The organism is Allobosea sp. P2_A10, from assembly GCF_056405115.1.
This window is the reverse complement of sequence record NZ_JBFUCS010000002.1, coordinates 79,508-98,418: the sequence shown is the minus strand read 5'-3', so window position 1 is coordinate 98,418 and position 18,911 is coordinate 79,508. Positions and strand designations below refer to the sequence as shown.

General features: G+C 67.2%; 15 protein-coding genes. 4 read left to right on the top strand and 11 right to left on the bottom strand.

The features are described from left to right. Positions 1-232: 232 nt before the first annotated feature. The 7 genes from AC1DZY_RS04575 to xdhA all read right to left on the bottom strand — a co-directional run bounded on the left by AC1DZY_RS04575 (position 233) and on the right by xdhA (position 9,879). Positions 233-1,312, bottom strand: coding sequence for a BMP family ABC transporter substrate-binding protein (locus AC1DZY_RS04575; protein ID WP_476818893.1), 1,080 nt, complete (start codon positions 1,310-1,312; stop codon positions 233-235). Between the two features lie 32 nt (positions 1,313-1,344). Further along, positions 1,345-2,268, bottom strand: coding sequence for an ABC transporter permease (locus AC1DZY_RS04570; RefSeq protein ID WP_476818892.1), 924 nt, complete (start codon positions 2,266-2,268; stop codon positions 1,345-1,347). 193 nt (positions 2,269-2,461) lie between these two features. Continuing rightward, positions 2,462-3,526 (bottom strand): ABC transporter permease, encoded by a 1,065-nt coding sequence (locus AC1DZY_RS04565; RefSeq protein WP_476818891.1) that lies wholly within the window; start codon positions 3,524-3,526, stop codon positions 2,462-2,464. Then, positions 3,519-5,057 (bottom strand): ABC transporter ATP-binding protein, encoded by a 1,539-nt coding sequence (locus AC1DZY_RS04560; RefSeq protein WP_476818890.1) that lies wholly within the window; start codon positions 5,055-5,057, stop codon positions 3,519-3,521. Before AC1DZY_RS04560 ends, AC1DZY_RS04565 begins: the two co-directional genes overlap by 8 nt. Before the next feature lie 178 nt (positions 5,058-5,235). Next, positions 5,236-6,072: a xanthine dehydrogenase accessory protein XdhC gene (xdhC, locus tag AC1DZY_RS04555; RefSeq protein ID WP_476818889.1), complete on the bottom strand. Its 837-nt coding sequence runs from the start codon at positions 6,070-6,072 to the stop codon at positions 5,236-5,238. Beyond that, on the bottom strand, positions 6,069-8,408 hold the full coding sequence (gene xdhB / locus AC1DZY_RS04550) for a xanthine dehydrogenase molybdopterin binding subunit (RefSeq protein WP_476818888.1): 2,340 nt from the start codon (positions 8,406-8,408) through the stop codon (positions 6,069-6,071). Before xdhB ends, xdhC begins: the two co-directional genes overlap by 4 nt. Then, on the bottom strand, positions 8,401-9,879 hold the full coding sequence (gene xdhA / locus AC1DZY_RS04545; RefSeq protein WP_476818887.1) for a xanthine dehydrogenase small subunit: 1,479 nt from the start codon (positions 9,877-9,879) through the stop codon (positions 8,401-8,403). The genes xdhB and xdhA overlap by 8 nt, the downstream gene beginning before the upstream one ends. Before the next feature lie 298 nt (positions 9,880-10,177). On the opposite strand from xdhA, the gene guaD reads away from it, so the two are divergent. After that, positions 10,178-11,479 (top strand): guanine deaminase, encoded by a 1,302-nt coding sequence (gene guaD, locus AC1DZY_RS04540; protein ID WP_476819158.1) that lies wholly within the window; start codon positions 10,178-10,180, stop codon positions 11,477-11,479. 40 nt (positions 11,480-11,519) lie between these two features. On the opposite strand, the gene AC1DZY_RS04535 is transcribed toward guaD, so the two are convergent. Then, positions 11,520-12,377 (bottom strand): D-amino-acid transaminase, encoded by an 858-nt coding sequence (locus AC1DZY_RS04535; protein WP_476818886.1) that lies wholly within the window; start codon positions 12,375-12,377, stop codon positions 11,520-11,522. Between the two features lie 144 nt (positions 12,378-12,521). Between AC1DZY_RS04535 and AC1DZY_RS04530 the strand changes: the two genes are divergently transcribed. From AC1DZY_RS04530 to AC1DZY_RS04520, 3 genes are all read left to right on the top strand, one after another. Further along, positions 12,522-13,085, top strand: a complete 564-nt coding sequence (locus tag AC1DZY_RS04530) for a carboxymuconolactone decarboxylase family protein (protein WP_476818885.1) — start codon at positions 12,522-12,524, stop codon at positions 13,083-13,085. Positions 13,086-13,224: 139 nt separating this feature from the next. Next, positions 13,225-14,199 (top strand): tripartite tricarboxylate transporter substrate binding protein, encoded by a 975-nt coding sequence (locus AC1DZY_RS04525; RefSeq protein WP_476818884.1) that lies wholly within the window; start codon positions 13,225-13,227, stop codon positions 14,197-14,199. 11 nt (positions 14,200-14,210) lie between these two features. Further along, positions 14,211-15,200 carry a D-2-hydroxyacid dehydrogenase family protein gene (locus AC1DZY_RS04520; RefSeq protein WP_476818883.1) on the top strand — a complete coding sequence of 330 codons (990 nt, stop codon included), beginning with the start codon at positions 14,211-14,213 and terminating at the stop codon, positions 15,198-15,200. A 10-nt stretch (positions 15,201-15,210) separates the two neighbouring features. Here AC1DZY_RS04520 and AC1DZY_RS04515 read toward each other — a convergent pair whose 3' ends face one another. The 3 genes from AC1DZY_RS04515 to AC1DZY_RS04505 are packed head-to-tail and all read right to left on the bottom strand — an operon-like array spanning position 15,211 to position 18,869. Next, positions 15,211-16,821 (bottom strand): ABC transporter ATP-binding protein, encoded by a 1,611-nt coding sequence (locus tag AC1DZY_RS04515; protein WP_476818882.1) that lies wholly within the window; start codon positions 16,819-16,821, stop codon positions 15,211-15,213. Between the two features lies 1 nt (position 16,822). Next, positions 16,823-17,944 carry an ABC transporter permease subunit gene (locus AC1DZY_RS04510; protein ID WP_476818881.1) on the bottom strand — a complete coding sequence of 374 codons (1,122 nt, stop codon included), beginning with the start codon at positions 17,942-17,944 and terminating at the stop codon, positions 16,823-16,825. A gap of 4 nt (positions 17,945-17,948) precedes the next feature. Beyond that, positions 17,949-18,869, bottom strand: coding sequence for an ABC transporter permease subunit (locus AC1DZY_RS04505; RefSeq protein ID WP_476818880.1), 921 nt, complete (start codon positions 18,867-18,869; stop codon positions 17,949-17,951). Between the last annotated feature and the right edge of the window lie 42 nt (positions 18,870-18,911).

Sequence of the window (18,911 nt, the reverse complement as noted above, 5' to 3'; positions counted from 1 at the left end):
CTGGAGCCGTGCGGCGAGGGCATATTGTTTCAAGCTTAAAATATCTGCAAGGGGGTTCTTGTGGATGGGTTCTCAACCCTTCGATCAACCCCAACGTCATCCCGGACAAGCGGCGAAGCCGCGCCGATCCGGGATCCATCGCAACGCGCGCCGGCAATCTGCGATGGATCCCGGATATTCGCTTCGCTACGTCCGGGATGACGGAGAGGGTGTCATCATGGCCGATTTGAACTCACGCCTGCACGCCGTCGATGTACCAGTCCATCTTGGACATCATCTCGTCGGAGGCCTTTTCGCCGGCTTTCACGCGGACCTCGCCCTTGAGGTCCTTGAGTTCGCCGGTGAAGGGGTGGAGCGTGCCCGCCGCAATGCCCTTCATGACCTCGTCGGCGGCAGCCTTGGCGGCCGGCGTCACCGCGTCGTTATAGGGAGCGATCTTGACGAAGCCGTCCTTGATGCCGCCCCAGACGTCGCCGGACTTCCAGCTGCCGTCCATCGCTGCCTTGACGCGGGCGATGTAGTATCCCGACCAGTCGTCGACGATCGCCGAGAGATGCGCCTTGGGCGCGAAGGCCTTCATGTCGGAGGCCTGTCCGAAGGCGAAGACGCCGCGCTGCTCGGCGGCCTGCAGGGCCGCGGCGGAATCGGTGTGCTGGGTGATCATGTCGCAGCCCTGGTCGATCAGCGCCTTGGCGGCGTCGGCCTCCTTGGCAGGGTCGTACCAGGTCGAGGCCCAGATCACCTTGGTCTTGAAATTGGGGTTCACCTTCTTCGCGGCCAGCGTGAAGGCATTGATGCCCATCACCACCTCGGGGATCGGGAAGGAGGCGATGTAGCCGGCGGTGCCGGATTTCGACATATGCCCGGCGATCGTTCCGATCACGGCACGCCCCTCATAGAAGCGGGCATTGTAGGTCGCGACGTTGTCGGCGCGCTGATAGCCGGTCGCATGCTCGAAATGGATTTTCGGGAACTGCTTGGCGACCTGGATGGTCGGGTTCATGAAGCCAAACGAGGTCGTGAAGATGATCTGGTTGCCGGCCTGCGCGAGCTGCCGGATCGCGCGCGCGGCGTCGGGGCCCTCGGCGACGTTCTCGATGAAGCTCGTCTTGATCTTGGCGCCGAACTCCTTCTCCAGCGCCTTGCGGCCCTGATCATGCGTCCAGGTCCAGCCGTGGTCGCCGACCGGGCCGACATAGATGAAGCCTACGCCGAGCGGGGCCTGCGCCGAGGCGCTGCCGATCAGCGGCAGGGCGGCGGCGGCCGCGCCCGCGCCGAAATTGAATCTGCGGCGGGTGATGATGGAGGTCATGGTTCTGGTCTCCCCGTTTATGGTTGGCGGCGTCACGACGCCGAGAAGGGTTTGCCGAGGCAGGCCGGCGCATCGAGCCGGCCGCTCTTTCGTCCAAGCGACATCATGGTCAGAACCGCGATCGTCGCAAGATAGGGGGCCATCGCCAGCACCTCGGGAGAGAGCCAGGTCACGCCGGCGGCCTTGGCCTGAAGCTCCAGCGTCATCACCGCGCCGAACAGATAGGCCCCGAGCAGGAGCCGCCCGGGCTTCCAGGCCGCGAAGACGACGAGCGCGAGCGCGATCCAGCCTCTGCCGGCAGTGAGCCGGTCGGCCCACATCGGCGTCAGCGCCAGCGAGAAATAGGCCCCGCCCAGCCCCGCCAATGCGCCGCCGAAGCCGATCGCGGCATAGCGGATGCCAATGACAGGATAGCCGATGGCATGGGCCGAGCCGTCATTCTCGCCGACCGCGCGCAAGATCAGGCCGGCGCGCGTCTTGCGTAGGAACAGGCTGACGGCCAGCACCAGCGCCAGCGAGAGATAGACCACGACGTCGTGGCCGAAGATCGCGCGACCCAGCGGATCGGTGGAAAGCGCCTCCGGAAACACCGGCCCGAGCCGCGTGATCGTGCGCCCGACGAAGCCGGCCCCGATCAGCGAAGAGGCGCCGATGCCGAAGATCGTCAGAGCCAGACCCGTCGCGACCTGATTGGCTGTCAGCGACAGCGTCAGAACGGCGAAGACCATCGCGGTCGCGATGCCGGCAATCAGCGCCGCGATGAGGCCGAGCGCGGTGCTGCCGGTGCTGTAGGCGACGGCGAAACCCGCGACCGCGCCGCACAGCATCATGCCCTCGACGCCGAGATTGAGGACCCCGGCCTTCTCCGTGACCAGTTCCCCCAGCGCCGCCAGCAGGATCGGCGTCGAGGCGGCGACCAGCGTCATGAAGATCGAGACGAGGATGGCGCTGGTCATCGCCGTTCTACTCGCTTTGCCGTGCCCCATCTTATAAAGCGCGCCGTCATTCCGGACGCAGCGAAGCGGAGATCCGGGATCCATCGTAGAGCGCCGTCGTGCCCTATGATGGATCCCGGATCGGCGCGGCTGACGCCGCTTGTCCGGGATGACGGCGGTGTGGTGCGTAGGTCGAGGCAGACGGAGAACGCGCTCATGCCGCCCGCACCTTCCAGCCGATGCGGTACTTCACCAGCACATCGGTCGCGAGCAGCACGAACAGCAGCAGCGCCTGGAACATCCCGGTCGCCGCCTGCGGCAGCTTGACCGTCGTTTGCGCGACCTCGCCGCCGACATAGGTCGCCGCCAGCACGACGCCGCCGAAGACGATGCCGAGCGGGTTCAGCCGGCCCAGAAACGCGACGATGATCGCGGTGAAGCCATAGCCGGTCGGGAATTGCGGCGTGAGTTGGCCGAAGGGACCTGCCGCCTCGAACAGCCCGGCAAGGCCGGCAAGCCCGCCGCCGGCCAGCAGCGAGGCCCAGGTCACGGCATCCGCGCTGAAGCCGCCATGGCGCGCGGCGGCAGGCGCGAGACCGACGACCTTCACGGCATAGCCCGCCGTGGTCTTCTCCATCATCAACCAGGCGATGACCGCGATGACGACGGCCATGGGAATGCCAAGATGGACGAGCGAGCCCTCAGTCATGGCCGGCAGGGTCTGGTCTGCGGTGAACATGCGCGTCTGCGGGAAATTGAAGCCGTCCGGGTCCTTCCATGGACCGCGCACGAGGTAGTACAGCACCTGCACCGCGACATAGGTCAGCATCAGGCTGGTCAGGATCTCGCTGACCTGGAGTTTGACACGCAGGAAGGCGGGGATGGCCGCCCAGGCCATGCCGCCGAGCACGCCTGCGATCGCCATGGCCGGCAAAATCCACCAGCCGGTCATGCCGTAGGTCGCCAGCGCGACGCCGGTGCCCGCGACCGCGCCCATGACGTATTGCCCCTCAGCCCCGATATTCCAGACATTGGCGCGAAAGCCGATCGCGAGGCCTAGCGCGATCATGACGAGCGGCGCGGCCTTGACGCCGAGATCGGGCCAGCGCTGCGGTTCGAGGAAGGGCGTCAGGAAGATGTCGCGGACCGCGTGGAAGCCGTCATAGCCCATCGCCGTGAAGACGATCATGCCGATCAGCATGGTCAGCGCGACCGCGATCAGCGGGCTCGCATAGAGCATCGCGGTACTCGGCTCGCGCCGGCGGCGCCATTCAAGCATGGGCATTGGCCTCCGCAGGCTGATGCTCGCCATGGACGCCGCCCATCATCAGGCCGATCTCGTCGATGCCGAGCGTCGCGACGTCGCGCGGGGCCGAGAGCCTGCCCTCGTTGATGACGCAGAGCCGGTCGGCCAGCTCCAGCAATTCGTCGAGGTCCTGCGAGATCACCACCACGGCAGAACCTTTGGCCGCGAGGTCGACCAGTTCCTGCCGGATCGCGGCTGCCGCGCCGGCGTCGACCCCCCAGGTCGGCTGGCAGACCACGAGCACCGCTGGCGTCTGGCCGATCTCGCGACCCATGATGAACTTCTGCAGGTTGCCGCCCGACAGCGAGCGTGCGAGCGCGCCCGGCCCGGTGGTGCGGACATCGAAGCGCTGGATCACACTCGTCGCGAAACGTGCGACATCGCCCTTCGCGATAAAGCCGAGCGGGGCCAGCGGCAGGCGGTGGCGGGCTGTCAGCACGGCGTTGTCGGCCAGCGAGAAATCCGGCACGGCGGCATGGCCGTTGCGCTCCTCGGGCACGCAGGCAAGGCCAAGCGCCCGGCGTTGGCCCGCCCCTTCCAGCCCGATCGGCTTGCCGTCGAGCCGGATCGCGTGCGCCTCATGGCTAAGCCGCTCCCCCGACAGCGCGGTCAGAAGTTCGCTCTGGCCGTTGCCCGCGACGCCGGCGATGCCGAGAATCTCGCCGGCGCGCGCCGCGAAGGTCACATCCTCCAGATCAGTGCCGAAGGGCGGTTCGCCTGCAAGCGTAAGCCCCTTGATCTCTAGCCGGACCGCGCCCTGGCCTCCGCCGGGCTTGCGCTCGATCTGGCGCAGCTCCGCGCCGATCATCAGCTCGGCCATCCGCTTGGTCGTCTCGACCTTGGGATCGCAGGTCGCGACCACCTTGCCGCCCCGCAGGATGGTGGCGGCCTCGCACAGCGCTTTGATTTCATGTAGTTTGTGCGAGATGTAGAGGATCGCGCAGCCCTCGGACGCGATCTGGCGCAGCGTCAGAAACAGCTTCTCGACCTCCTGCGGCGTCAGCACCGAGGTCGGTTCGTCCATGATCAGCAGCTGCGGCTTCTGCAGCAGGCAGCGCACGATCTCGATGCGCTGGCGCTCGCCGACCGAGAGCGTGTGAACCTCGCGCTCGGGGTCGAGCGGCAGCGAATAGCTGTCGAGGATCGCGGCGACGCGGGCTTTCAGCTCGTCGCGGTCGACCGCCTCGTCGAGACCGAGCGCGATGTTCTCGATCACCGTCATCGCGTCGAACAGCGAGAAGTGCTGGAAGACCATGCCGATGCCGAGTTTTCGCGCGGCCTTGGGGGAGGGTATCGCGACGGGCTTTCCGTCCCAGGTGATCGTGCCCTCGTCAGCCTGCTGCACGCCGTAGATGATCTTGACCAGCGTCGACTTGCCGGCGCCGTTCTCGCCCAGCAGCGCGTGGATTTCGCCTGGCCTGACGCTGAGGCTGATGTCCTCGTTGGCCTTCACGCCGGGAAAGCTCTTGGAGATATGCGCGAGCGCCAGCCGGGGCGGGTTCACCGAACGGTCCCTGCTTGAGAGGCGAGCCTGCTCCCACTCACAGCCCTCATCCTGAGGAGCGCCGCAGGCGCGTCTCGAAGGATGCTCCAGAGGTCTCCGGTACGAACTGGAGCATCCTTCGAGACGCCGCTGACGCGGCTCATCAGGATGAGGGCTGTGGGTGGGAGTGTCGCCGTGCTCATCGGGAATCTTCGATCTGTCGGACGGGGATCGCCTTGCGCTCGCCTAGCAAGCTCCGCACCAGCTCGGCTGCCGTCAAGGTGGCGATGATCTCCGGGCGCTTGTCGTCCACATCCCCGCCGCCGATCGGGCAGATCAGCTGGGCCAGCGCCTGGCGCCGCCCGCCGGCGCGCAGAAAACCCGACTCGAAGCGGGCCCGCTTGGTCGCCGAGCCGATCATGCCGACATAGGCCGCATCGCCACGCGCAAGGGCGGCTTCGGTCAGGCGATAGTCGAGCGCGTGGCTGTGGCTGAGGATGACGAAGGCCGAGCCGTTGCGCGCTGCCGCGACCGCTTCCACGGGATCGGCCATCCGGATGCAGGTGACGGAGGCGGGCAGGCTGTCGAGCACACCGTCACGATCGTCGATCAGTGTGATCGCGAAGGGCAGGAGGCTGAGCGCCTGCGCCAGAGCGCGGCCGGTATGGCCGGCGCCGAAAATCAGTACGGTTGGCCTGGCCGCCGCTTCGGCCTGCTCCCGGGCGCGCAGCATCGCGAGATCGGCCTGCGTCGCGCGCTTGAGCGCAACCTGCACCCGCCCGCCGCAGCACTGCCCCATCTGCGGCCCGAGCGGGATGTCGAGGACGCGCTCCCTTTCGCCGCCGGCGAGCATCGCGCGGGCGATATCGAGGCAATGGAACTCGAGTTGCCCCCCGCCGATCGTGCCGGCGGCGTCGCTGGAGCTGACGGCCATTGTCGCGCCGGTTTCGCGTGGCGTGGAGCCTTCGGCGCGTGTCACTGCGACGAGAATGGCACCGTCGGCGAGATGTCGGCCGAGGAAGAGGGCCTGCGTCATGACGCCTCCGCCCGCACCCGCTCGACCGCCGCGAGCACGCGCTCGGGCGTCGCCGGCGCATCGAGCCTCGGGCAGATGCGATGCCCGCCGACGCTTGCGACCGCGTCCGACAGCGCATGCAACACCGAGATCGCCAGCATCAGCGGCGGTTCGCCCACCGCCTTGGAGCGGTGGATCGTCGGCTCGCGGTTGGGCGCATTCTCGAGCAGGTCGACATTGAAGATACGCGGCCGGTCGGAGGCGACCGGGATTTTGTAGGTCGAGGGCGCATGCGTCTTCAGCACGCCCTTTTCGTCCCAGACCAGCTCCTCCGTGGTCAGCCAGCCCATGCCCTGGACGAAGCCGCCCTCGATCTGGCCCTTGTCGATCGCCGGATTCAGCGATGTTCCGCAATCATGCAGGATGTCGACGCGCTCGACCTTGTACTCACCAGTCAGCGTGTCGATCGCGACTTCGGCTGCCGCCGCGCCATACGCGAAATAATAAAATGGGTGGCCACGCCCGCTCTTGCGATCCCAGTGGATTTTTGGCGTGGCGTAGAAACCCGTCGCCGAAAGCTGGGTGCGGGCCATGTAGGCGGCCGCGACCAGCTCCGCGAAGCTCATCTCCAGCGTGCCGACCCGAACGCGGCCTTGCAAGAAGGCGACCTCGCTCTCCGTGACGCCCCACTTCTTCGCGGCAAACCCGGCAAGCCTCGCCTTGATCGTCTCGCAGGCGTCGAGCGCGGCCATGCCGTTGAGGTCTGAGCCCGAGGAGGCGGCGGTCGCCGAGGTGTTGGGCACCTTGCCCGTGGTGGTCGCGGTGATCTTGACCTTGTCGAGTCCGATCCCGAAGGCGTTGGCCGCGACCTGCGCGACCTTGACGTAGAGGCCCTGGCCCATCTCGGTGCCGCCATGGTTCAGCATCACCGTGCCGTCGGTGTAGACATGCACCAGCGCGCCGGCCTGATTGTACCAGGTCGCGGTGAAGGAGATGCCGAACTTGACCGGCGTCAGCGCGATGCCGCGTTTGACGATGGGGCTTTTCGCATTTGCCTCCCGGATAGCGGCCTGCCTCGCGCGATAGTCGCAGCGCCGCTCGAGCTCCGCCATCACCTCGCCGGCAATCATGTCCTCGACGCGCTGGTGATAGGGCGTGACGTCCCGGCCCGCGCCGCCATAGAGGTTGCGCCTGCGCACCTCCAGCGGATCCAGCCCGGTCGCGAACGCCACCTCCTCGATGAAGCGTTCGGCCCCGACCATGCCTTGCGGCCCGCCGAAGCCGCGAAAGGCGGTGTTGGAGACCGTGTTGGTGCGCAATGGCTCCGAGCGGCCGCGCACCGCCGGGTAGAAATAGCAATTGTCCATGTGGAACAGCGCGCGGTCCGTCACCGGCCCCGACAGATCGGCATTCCAGCCACAGCGCGCGCCATAGACCGCGTCGACCGCCAGGATATGGCCGTCATCGTCGAAGCCGATCTCGTAATCGCAGATGAAATCATGGCGTTTGCCGGTGATGACCATGTCATCGTCGCGGTCCGGCCTGAGCTTGACCGGGCGCTTCAGCTTGCGCGCCGCCAGCGCCGCGACCACCGCAAACAGGTTCGACTGCGTCTCCTTGCCGCCAAAGCCGCCGCCCATGCGCCTGATCTCGACGGTCACCGCATGCGAGCCGACGCCGAGCACGGCGGCGACCATGTGCTGGACTTCGGAAGGATGCTGCGTCGAGGAGAACACCAGCATGTCCTCGTCCTCGCCGGGAACGGCGAGCGCGATCTGGCTCTCCAGATAGAAATGGTCCTGCCCGCCGATCTCCATCGTCCCCTTGAGCCGGCGCGGGCTTGCCGCCATCGCGCCGGCGACATCGCCGCGTTCGAGCTTCAGGGGCTCGGTGACGAGGTCGCCGCCGGCAGCACGCGCTGCGGCGACGTCGAGCAGTGGCTTTGCCTCCTCATAGGTCGCCTTCGCCAGCAGCGCGGCACGGCGTGCCTGGTCGCGCGTCGTGGCGACGACGGCGAACATGGGCTGGCCGTGATGCAGGATCGTCTGCGTCGCGAATACCGGCTCGTCATGGCGATGCGTCGAGGAGATGTCGTTGGCGCCGGGAATGTCGGCGGCGGTCAAGACCGCGAGCACGCCGGGCGCGGCGGCGACAGCGTCGAGATCGAGCGAGACGAGCCTGCCATGCGCGATTCCACTTAGCCCGATATAGGCGTGGACGAGCCCGGCCGGCTCGGCGATGTCGTCGATATAGACGGCCTCGCCGGCGACATGCTTCCCGGCGGAATCATGCGCGACTGTGCTGCCGACGAGGCCGGCCATGCYTTCCGGTTCGAGCCGCTTGCGCGCGTCAGCCATGACCGGCCTCCGCCAGCAGGCCGGCGACGCGGGTCTCGACATCGGCCTGCGTCGTCTCGATCAGGAAACGCCGCAGCAGATTGCCGGCGACCTTGAGCCGATACCCGGCCGAGGCGCGCATGTCGGTGAGCGGCTGGAAATCGCGCGCAAGCGCTGCGATGGCCGAGGCGACCGCGGCCTCGTCCCATGACGCGCCGATCAGCGTCGCTTCCGCCGCCTTGGCGCGCTTGGGCGTGCCGGCCATGCCGCCGAAGGCGAGGCGTGCCTCGACGATTGTTCCGCCCGCATCGCGGCGCAGGAAAAACGCGGCGCAGACGGCGGAAATGTCCTCGTCGAAGCGCTTCGAGATTTTCGAGATGTGGAACAGCGCATCTTCCGGCAATTTCGGCACGAGGACCGCCTCGACGAATTCGTCCGGCCGCCTGTCCTGTTTGCGGTAATCGAGGAAGAAGGCTTCCAGCGCGATCTCGCGGCGTTCGTCTCCGCGACGCAGCACTAGCCGCGCCCCCAGCGCGATCAGCGCGGGCGGCAGATCGCCGATCGGCGAGCCGTTGGCGATGTTGCCGCCGATCGTGCCGGCATTGCGCACCTGCTCGCCGCCGAAGCGGCGCATCAGCTCGTCGAGCTGCGGCGACAGGGCTGCCAGCGCCGTACGAACGTCGATGTGGTTGACCATCGCGCCGAGGCGCAGATGGCCGCCCACGTCGGAGATATCGCGAAGCTCCGCGATGCGGCCAAGATAGATCACCGTCGCCGGCTGCTGCATGCCCTTGGTCACCCACAAGCCGACATCGGTCGCGCCGGCGACGAGCGTGGCGTCGGGGTTCGCGATCACGAGGTCGGCCAAGGCCGCGACACTGGCCGGCGCGAGGAAGCGGCGCGCGCCGTCGCTGAGCGCGAGCGTGTCCTCGTCGGCGAAGGCGCCGAGTTGTCCGGTGATGTCCGCCACTGCCGATGCAAAGCGATCATGCGCCCGCTCGCCATGCTGATACATCGCCTGCGCCGCCTTGATGATCGGCTCGTAGCCGGTGCAGCGGCAGAGATTGCCGGCGAGCGCATCCTCGATGCGCGCGACGGATGGCGCATCTTCGTTGAGCCAGAGTGCAAACAGCGACATCACAAATCCCGGCGTGCAGAAGCCGCATTGCGAGCCGTGATGCTCGACCATCGCCTGCTGCACGGGATGCAGCGCGCCGTCCGCGCCCTTGAGATGCTCGACCGTGAGCAGGTGGCAGCCATCCAGCGTCGGCAGGAAACGGATGCAGGCGTTGATCGCCTCGTAGCGAAGCCCGCCCCGGTCGAGCCGCCCGACGACGACGGTGCAGGCCCCGCAATCGCCTTCGGCGCAGCCTTCCTTGCTGCCGGTCATGCGCTGGTCGAGCCTGAGCCAGTCGAGCAGCGTCAGCGTCGGATCGCAGGACGCGATCTCGACCAGCCTGTCGCCGAAGAGAAAACGCAGGACGCTACGCATGAGACGAGCGACTCGCCATGCCCACGCCAGCCACCGCCGTCATTCCGGACAAGCGGCGCAGCCGCGCCGATCCGGAATCCATCGTAAGGCGCTGTCGGCGCTCTACGATGGATTCCGGGTCTCCGCTGCGCTGCGCCCGGAATGACGGCAGCGGTTCCAGCGCAAGAGCATCAGGTCGGACTAGGGCATTCATCCAGATCATGCCCGCAGATTAGGCACGTTCCAGGCTTGGCCGGAAGCGCTGATTTGGTGCAGATATGGCGTGAATTTGGGCCGGAGCCGGAAAGCCGTGAGCGATATGAAAGCCTTGCGCGGTCGCCTGCTCTGGTTCGTGGGCGATCCCGAAACGGATGGCGACGCCGCGCATCGCTTCATCGAGGACGGGCTTCTGGTGATCGAGAACGGCCTGATCGCGGCCGTGGGCGAGGCTGACGCTCTCCTTGCCATGTTACCGTCCGGGACGGAGATCATCGACCACCAGCCGCATCTCATCATGCCAGGCTTCATCGACGCGCATCTGCACATGCCGCAGACGCAGGTGATCGCTTCCTATGGCGCGCAATTGATGGACTGGCTCAATAAATACACCTTCGTCGAGGAGCAGCGCTGTGCGCAGCAGGGCCATCCCGAAAAGCTCGCCGCCTTCCTGCTCGACACGCTGCTGGCCAACGGCACGACGACGGCGGTCGCCTATTGCTCGGTCCATCCGCAATCGGCTGAGGCGCTGTTTGCGGAATCCGAGCGGCGCAACACCCGCATGCTCGCCGGCAAGGTCATGATGGACCGCAACGCCCCGCTCGCGCTGACCGATACTGCCGAGTCGGGCTATGCGCAGAGCAAGGCGCTGATCGAGCGCTGGCATGGCCGGGGCCGGCAGCGTTACGTCATCAGCCCGCGTTTCGCGATCACCTCGACGCCGGAGCAGCTTGCGGCGGCGGGCAGGCTCGCAGCCGAGCATCCCGACTGCCACATCCAGACGCATATCAACGAGAACAAAGCCGAGATCGCCTTCACGGCTGAGCTTTATCCCGATGCGAAGGACTATGCCGGGGTCTACGAGGACGCCGGCCTGTTGCGGCATAACAGCCTCCTGGGCCACTGCATTCATATGACCGGCCGCGAGTGGCGCGCTTTCGCGCAGGCCGGTGCGGTTGCGGTGTTCTGCCCGACCTCGAACCTCTTTCTCGGCTCGGGGCTGTTCGACTGGGCGCGTGCTCGGGCCGAGGGTGTGCGCGTCGCAGTCGCAACCGATATTGGCGGCGGCACCTCCTATTCGATGCTGCGCACCATGGCCGAGGCCTACAAGGTGCTGCAGCTTCAGGGGCAATCGCTCTCGGCTTTTGCGGCGCTGCACGCCATCACACGCGGCAATGCGGTTGCGCTCGGGCTCGACCATCTGATCGGTTCGCTGGAGCCGGGCCATGAGGCCGATGTCGTGGTGCTCGACCCCGCCGCGGTTCCGGCGATGGCGCACCGTCTGGAGACGGCGCGCGATCTGGCCGAGGAACTCTTCGTGCTGGTCACGCTCGGCGACGAGCGCAACGTCACCGCGACCTATGTGATGGGGGAGCGCAGGGTCGAGGCGTGTTCAACAAAATAAAAGTTTGTTGAACACGAGCTCTGCGCGTCGCGCGCTTTGACTAGCCCAGCACGCCACCCTTGCGCGCAAAATCGAGATAAATCTCACGCAGCCTGAGCGCCGAGGGTCCCGGCGCGCCGTTGTGGATCGTGTGCCCGTCGATCTGGACCACCGGCATGACGAAGCTGTTGGCCGAGGTGATGAAGGCTTCCTCCGCATCCAGCACTTCGCTCAGGGTGAAGGCGCGTTCCTCGAAGGTGAAGCCGGTCTCGGTGAGAAAGGCCAGCAGCGCCTTGCGGGTGATGCCCGGCAGCACCTTGTTGGAGAGCGGGCGCGAGATCAGTGTCTTGCCCTTGACGATCCATGCGGTCGAGGACGCGCCTTCGGTGACGACGTCGTCCTCCAGCATCCAGGTCTCGGCCGCGCCGCTTTCGGCGGCGAACTGCTTAGCCAGCACCTGCGCCAGCAGCGCCACGCTCTTGATGTCGCGCCGCGCCCAGCGGATGTCGGGGCAGGTCACGACCTTGATCCCGGTCTTCGCGGCAGGCGCATCGCTGAGATTGCGCGCCTGGGTGAACATCACCAGCGTCGGCTTGATGTCCTTGGGGAAGGCGAAGTCGCGGTCGGCCGCGCCGCGCGTCACCTGCAGGTAGACGCCGCCTTCCTCGACCTTGTTGCGCGCGATCAGCTCCTCGTGAATCGCGACAAGCTCGGCGGTCGACCAGGGCAGCGCCAGGCTGATCTCGCCGCAGGAGCGGGCGAGCCTTGCCAGATGCGCCTCGCAATCGACGAGCTTGCCGCCGAGCACCGCCGAAACCTCGTAGATGCCGTCCGCGAAGATGAAGCCGCGGTCGAAGATCGAGATGCGGGCGTCTTCCTCGGGGAGGTATTCGCCATTGACGTAGACGATGCGGCTCATGGGTGCGGGCTCGTTGTCGGATGGGGCAGGACGGGGAGGGCTTTCTTCCTAGCCGAGCCGCCGCGATGAGGCGAGCCCCGAAGCCGGCTTGCGGATGAGCGCGGCACGCAACACTGTCGCGGCCTCGTTCGATGGGGATTCGCCATGACAGCCGCGCCCGACCGCATGCCGCCTCTCGCCGAGGCCGACCAGACGCCAGAACAGCGCAAGGCCGCGGAAGTCTTCAAGACGATCCGCGACCAGCCGGTGTTCGGCCCGTTCGTGCCGCTGCATCGCAGCCCGGACCTGATGCTGCGGCTCGCCCCGGTCGGTGATTTCATGCGCAAGGAGCTCTGCTTCGGCGTCAGGCTGGCGGAGATCGCGATCCTGTTCACGGCGCGGCGCTACGACCAGCCGGTCGAATGGGCGATCCATAGCGCCATCGCGGCCAAGGCTGGTCTGCCCGGGCACGTCATCGCGGCTTTGAGCGAGGACCGGCGACCCGACGACATGACCGACGACGAGGCGCTGATCTGGAACGCTGTCGCCGAGATCGATCGCGCCAGACGTCTCTCCGACACGACCTACGCCGCCTTGTCTTCCCGCTTCGGCGAGAAGGGCGTCGTCGAGCTCGCGGCGCTGATGGGCTACTACCAGTTGCTCGCCACCGTGATGAACTGCGCCCGGACGGCTGCGCCGGCCGGGCCGGAATTGCCGCCCGTGCGGTGAAACTCCTGTGCCGGGGCGCTACGCGCTGCAGGCTGGCCAAGCCCTGCGCCACGCCCTAGCTTCGCCGATGGGAAACGAAGCCGGACGAGCAGAGCCGCACACCAAGCGCGCCATGTCCGGCAAGGGAGGATATCGGATCATGACGGATAGGGGATTTCGCCGCCGCGAGGTCGTGCTCGGCCTTGCGGCGATGGCGGCCGCGCCGACGCGCGCGGAAGCGCAAAGTGGCTTGGTCAAGCTGGTCGCGCCATTTCCGCCCGGCGGTTCGGTCGATGCGATCTCGCGGTTGCTCCAGCCCGGTCTGCAGCAGCGGCTCGGCGGCACGGTGCTGGTCGAGAACCGGCCGGGCGGCTCGGGCTCGATCGGAGCGAACGCCGTCGCCAAATCGCCGCCCGACGGCCAGGCCTGGCTCGTCGTCTTCGACACCCATGCGGTCAATCCCGCGCTGCTGCCGAGCATGCCCTTCGACTCCGTCAAGGATCTCGATCCGGTCGAGTTGATCGGCACCGCGCCGATGGTGCTCGCCTGCCACCCGTCGCGCCCGTTCAAGACGCTGGCCGATGTGCTGGCCGCCGCCAAGGCTGCGCCGGGCAAGCTGACCTATGCGACGATCGGCAATGGCAGCCTCGGGCATCTCGCCATGGTGCTTCTCGGCAAGCGCGCTGGCGTTGAACTGACCCATGTGCCCTATCGCGGCGGCGGGCCTGCCATGAACGACGCCGTAGGCGGCCATGTCGATCTGATCATCGGCTCGGCCGCGCTGGTTGCGCCGCAGGTCAGCGGCGGTTTGATCCGGCCGCTCGTCCAGACGGCGGCCAAGCGCATCAGCACGATGCCGGAGGTGCCGACCGTGGTCGAAAGCGGCTTTGACGGTTTCACGGCCGACGCCTGGTGGGGCATCTTCGCGCCGGCGGGTACGCCCAAGCCGATCGTCGACAAATTCCGCGCCGCGCTGATCGAGACGGTACGCGACCCGGCGATCAACCAGCGGCTGGTCGAGCAGCAGCAGGTCGCGATATCGCTGCAGGGCCCTGACGCCTTCCGCGGCTTCTTCGCTGAGCAGATGAAGATTTGGGGCGCGGTCGTACGCGACAACGCCATCAAGCCAGACTGAATGGAGACCGCATGAGCCGCCCGATCGTCGTCGTTCTTGACGACAGCCAGAATGTCGCCCGCGCCAGTGCCGACTGGTCGCCCTTGCAGGCGCGAGCAGACGTCCGCTTTCTGCGCGAAGCCTTTGCCAGCGAGGAAGCGGTCGCCGCTGCTCTGGCGGATGCCGAGATCATCATCCCGATGCGCGAGCGGACGCCGTTCGGAGCCTCGCTGGTCGGAAAGCTGCCGAAGCTGCGGATGCTCGCCCAGACTGGTCCCCGGACGCAGTCTCTCGATCTCGCCGCCTGCACCGCCCATGGCGTCGTCGTCAGCAACACCGGCGGCACACAGGTCGGCGCTGCGACCTCCGAACTCGCCTTCGGCCTGATCCTCGCCAATGCGCGCAGCCTGCCGCAGGCCGGCGCGCTGATGCATGGCGGCGGCTGGCATGACGGGCTGGCTCTGGGCGAGGTCGTCGCCGGCAAGCGGCTCGGCATCGTCGGACTCGGCAAGCTCGGCCAGCGCGTCGCGCGTTATGCAAAGGCCTTCGACATGGAGGTCGTCGCCTGGAGCCAGAACCTGACGGCGGAGGCGGCCGAGGCCGTCGGCGTCAGGCGCGTCGAGAAGGCCGAGCTGTTTGCGACTTCGGACGTGATTTCGCTGCATCTCGTTCTCTCGGATCGCACACGCGGCATCGTCGGCGCGAGCGAGCTTGCGGCGATGAAGCCGGGCGCCTGCCTCGTCAACACGGCGCGGGGTCCGCTGGTCGATGAGGCGGCTCTGCTGGCGCGGCTCCAGACCGGCGCGATCCGCGCCGCGCTTGACGTCTACGGCCAGGAGCCTCTGCCGGCCGATCACCCGATCCGCTCGCTGTCCAACGTCGTGCTGACGCCCCATCTCGGCTATTCGGCTGCGCCGGTTTTCGCGGAATATTACGGCGAGAGCATCGAGAACATTCTTGCGTTCCTCGATGGCAAACCGATCCGGGTGATGAACCCCGACGTCCTCGCCAAAGCGGGCTGACCATCGCGCCTCAGGATGGGGGCTGGTGCTTGATGGCCGCCAGCAGGAGCCGCTTCGTATAATCCTGGCGCGGAGCCTCGAAGATAGCCTCGGTCGGGCCGCTTTCGACGACCCGGCCGTCCTTCATCACCATCACCCAGTCGGCCATGGCGCGAATGACGGCGAGGTCGTGGCTGATGAAAAGATAGGACAGCTCGTGCCGCGACTGCATGTCCTTGAGCAGCGCCACGATGCTGGCCTGCACCGTCCGGTCGAGCGCCGAGGTCGGCTCGTCCAGCACGACGAACTGGGGATGCAGGATCATGGCGCGGGCGATCGCGATGCGCTGGCGCTGGCCGCCGGAGAACTCATGCGGATAGCGGTTGCGCAGGGCAGGCTCGAGCGAGACCTCGGCAAGAGCGTGGGCGGCGCGGGCATCGCGCTGCGCCCGGCTGAGATGCGGCGCGTGCACCAGCAGACCCTCGCTGACGATCTCGCCGACGGTGAGCCTCGGCGAGAGCGAGCCGAACGGATCCTGAAAGACCACCTGCAGGCCCTTTCGCAAGGGCCGCATCGCGGCGCGATCGAGCGGGGCGAGCGAACGGTCCTCGAAACGCAAGCTGCCCGATGATGGCACCAGCTTCAGCACTGCCTTGCCGAGCGTCGACTTGCCCGAGCCGGATTCGCCGACGATGCCGATGGTCTGCCCGCGCCGGAGCACGAGATCGACGCCGTCGACGGCATGCAGCATCGCTCGCTCGCGCCTGAAGAAGCCGCGCGACAGATCATAGCTGACGCGGATGTCGCGGGCTTCCAGCAGCACCGGGGCGTCGGGCGGCGGCGCGGCCTTGCGGCCGGCGGGCTCGGCTGCGAGCAGCATTCGCGTATACGGGTGAGCAGGGGCCGAAAAGACGCGCTCGATCGCGCCGCTCTCGACGATCTCGCCGGCCTTCATGACATGGACATGGCTGGCATAGCGCCGCACCAGCCCGAGATCATGACTGATCAGGATCACCGCCATGCCCAGCCGCTGGCGAAGCTCTGCGATCAGGGCGAGAATTTCGGCTTCGATCGTGACGTCGAGCGCCGTCGTCGGCTCGTCGGCGATCAGGATGTCGGGATCGTTGGCGAGCGCCATCGCGATCATGACGCGCTGGCGCTGTCCGCCGGAGAGTTCGTGGGGATAGGATGCGAGGCGGGCTTCAGGCTGAGGTATCCGGACCAGCCTGAGCAGCTCAAGCGCCCGCGCGCGCGCCGCCTTGCGCGACAGGCCCTGATGCCGGCGCAAAGGGGCGGCGATCTGGCCGCCGATCGGGAACAGCGGGTCGAGCGAGGTCATCGGCTCCTGAAAGATCATCGCGAGCTTCCTGCCGCGATAGGCGTTCAGCGCCGCGGGCTTCATGCCCAGCAGTTCGGTTCCGCGATAGCGGATCGAGCCCGTGACCTGCCCGTTGCTGGCCAGCAGCCCCATCGCCGCCATCACGCTCTGGCTCTTGCCCGAGCCGGATTCGCCGACGATGGCGACGAATTCTCCGGGATTCACGTCGAGATCGATGTCGCGCACCGCCTCGACGATACCGTCCTGGGTGCGGAAGCTGACGCGGAGGTCGCGGATCGAGAGGATGGGCGCTTCGCCGGCCACCTCAGCGATCCCGCGGATCGAGCGCGTCGCGCAGGCCGTCGCCGAGGAAGTTCAGCGCAAACAGCGTGGTCACCAGAAAGGTCGCCGGAAAGGCCAGCATCCACCACGCGCCTTGCAGCGCGCGCGCCCCGTCCGAGATCAGCACGCCCCAGCTTGTCATCGGCTCCTGCACGCCAAGCCCCAGGAAAGACAGGAAGCTCTCCAGCAGGATGACCTTGGGCACCAGCAGGGTGACGTAGACGATGACGGGGCCGAGCGTGTTGGGGATGATGTGGCGGGCCACGATGCCGCCGGTCGAGACGCCCAGCGCTTCGGCCGCAAGCACATAGTCCTGCCGCTTGATCGAGAGCGTCTGGCCCCGCACGATGCGGGCCATGTCGAGCCATTCGATCGCGCCGACCGCCAGGAACATCAGCACGAAGTTGCGGCCGAAGAACACCACCAGCAGGATGACGAAGAAGATGAAGGGCAGGGCGTAGAGCACGTCGACGATCCGCATCATCAGCATGTCGATGCGCCCGCCGAGATAGCCCGCCGTCGCGCCATAGGCGACGCCGATCAGGAGCGCCACGCCTGTCGCCAGCAGCCCTATGGCGAGCGAGACGCGGCCGGCGATCAGCGTGCGGGTCAGGAGATCGCGGCCATTGCCATCCGTTCCGAACAGGAAGCGCAGACGCTTGATCGGCGCGTCGATCACGAGTCTGCGGCCGTCCTGCTCACTGGCGACGATTTTGGGCGCGCCGAACTGGTCGGAACGGTCGAAATAGACCAGCAGGCGCTGGTCGATGGGCCTGGCCGCGGTCAGCGTCAGGCGCACGCTGCCCGGCTCGACGGCGACATCGCTGGCCGTGGCGCGGATGCGGCTGGCGATGCGCCTGACCGCCTCGGGGATCGCCTCGGCCTTCGGATAGCTCTCGAGGCTCGCAGGCGCGCGGACATAGTCCGGATAGACCTTGTCATAGGCGTGCCCGGTCACGAGCGGGCCGACCAGGCAGGCGAGCGCGATCGCGGCGAGGACAATCAGGCTGAACTTCGCCGCGCGGTTGCGCATCAGCCGGATGCGGGCATCCTGCCAGAGCGAGCGGCCGGGCGCGGGCAGGGGAGTGAGGGTCGCGTCGCTCATGGCGTCATTCGAGCCGCACGCGCGGATCGAGCAGCGCGTAGAGAACGTCCACCAGCAGGTTGAAGACCAGCACGAAGATCGCGACGACGACGACCGTGCCCATCACCAGCGTGTAGTCGCGGTTGAGCGCGCCCTCGACGAAATAACGGCCGATGCCGGGGATCGAGAAGATCGTCTCGACGACCACCGAGCCGGTCAGGAGCGCGGCGGCCGTGGGGCCGAGATAGGAGACGACCGGCAGCGCCGACGCCCGCAGCGCATGCAGCGCGACGGTCGTATTCGACAGCCCCAGCGCCCGCAGCGTCCGGATATGGTTGGCGCGCAAAGTCTCGATCATGGCCGCGCGGGTCATCCATGCGATCACCGCGATCTGCGGCAGGGCGAGCGTCAGGATCGGCAGGATGGTGTTGCGAAAGGCGCCGCCATTCCAGCCGCCGACCGGCAGCCAGGCGAGCGTGAGGCCGAAGACGATCTGCAGCACCGGCGCGACGACGAAATTCGGGATGGTGATACCTGCCGCCGCAAAGCCCATCACGGCATGGTCGGCGCCGCCGTTCTGGCGGAAGGCTGCGAGCGTTCCCAGCGGCCCGCCCACCAGCAGCGCCAGCGCCAGCGCCGATGCGCCCAGTCGCATCGAGACCGGCAGCCCTTGGGCGAACAATTCGCTGATCGAGAAATCGCGAAAGTAGAAGGATGGACCGAAATCGCCACGCAACAGCGCGCCAAGATAGGTCAGGTATTGCCGGTAGAGCGGCTGTTCTAGCTGGTAGATGCGCCGCAGATTCTCCATCACCTTCGCTTCGAGCGGCCGTTCGAGGTCGAACGGCCCGCCCGGCGCCACGCGCATCAGCACGAAGGACAGTGTGACGACGACGAAAAGGGTGGGGATCGCGGTTGCGAGGCGGCGCAGGATGAAGGGAAGCATCAGCGGCACGCCTTGCCCGAGATGGTCGGGTCAAGCCCGACC

Bases quoted from the DNA above. Each gene is read 5' to 3' on its own strand.
- AC1DZY_RS04510 (WP_476818881.1), bottom strand. From the start codon at position 17,944: ATGAGCGACGCGACCCTCACTCCCCTGCCCGCGCCCGGCCGCTCGCTC.
- AC1DZY_RS04520 (WP_476818883.1), top strand. From the start codon at position 14,211: ATGAGCCGCCCGATCGTCGTCGTTCTTGACGACAGCCAGAATGTCGCC.
- AC1DZY_RS04575 (WP_476818893.1), bottom strand. From the start codon at position 1,312: ATGACCTCCATCATCACCCGCCGCAGATTCAATTTCGGCGCGGGCGCG.
- AC1DZY_RS04525 (WP_476818884.1), top strand. From the start codon at position 13,225: ATGACGGATAGGGGATTTCGCCGCCGCGAGGTCGTGCTCGGCCTTGCG.
- AC1DZY_RS04570 (WP_476818892.1), bottom strand. From the start codon at position 2,268: ATGACCAGCGCCATCCTCGTCTCGATCTTCATGACGCTGGTCGCCGCC.
- guaD (WP_476819158.1), top strand. From the start codon at position 10,178: ATGAAAGCCTTGCGCGGTCGCCTGCTCTGGTTCGTGGGCGATCCCGAA.
- AC1DZY_RS04565 (WP_476818891.1), bottom strand. From the start codon at position 3,526: ATGCTTGAATGGCGCCGCCGGCGCGAGCCGAGTACCGCGATGCTCTAT.
- AC1DZY_RS04535 (WP_476818886.1), bottom strand. From the start codon at position 12,377: ATGAGCCGCATCGTCTACGTCAATGGCGAATACCTCCCCGAGGAAGAC.
- AC1DZY_RS04505 (WP_476818880.1), bottom strand. From the start codon at position 18,869: ATGCTTCCCTTCATCCTGCGCCGCCTCGCAACCGCGATCCCCACCCTT.
- xdhC (WP_476818889.1), bottom strand. From the start codon at position 6,072: ATGACGCAGGCCCTCTTCCTCGGCCGACATCTCGCCGACGGTGCCATT.
- AC1DZY_RS04530 (WP_476818885.1), top strand. From the start codon at position 12,522: ATGACAGCCGCGCCCGACCGCATGCCGCCTCTCGCCGAGGCCGACCAG.
- xdhA (WP_476818887.1), bottom strand. From the start codon at position 9,879: ATGCGTAGCGTCCTGCGTTTTCTCTTCGGCGACAGGCTGGTCGAGATC.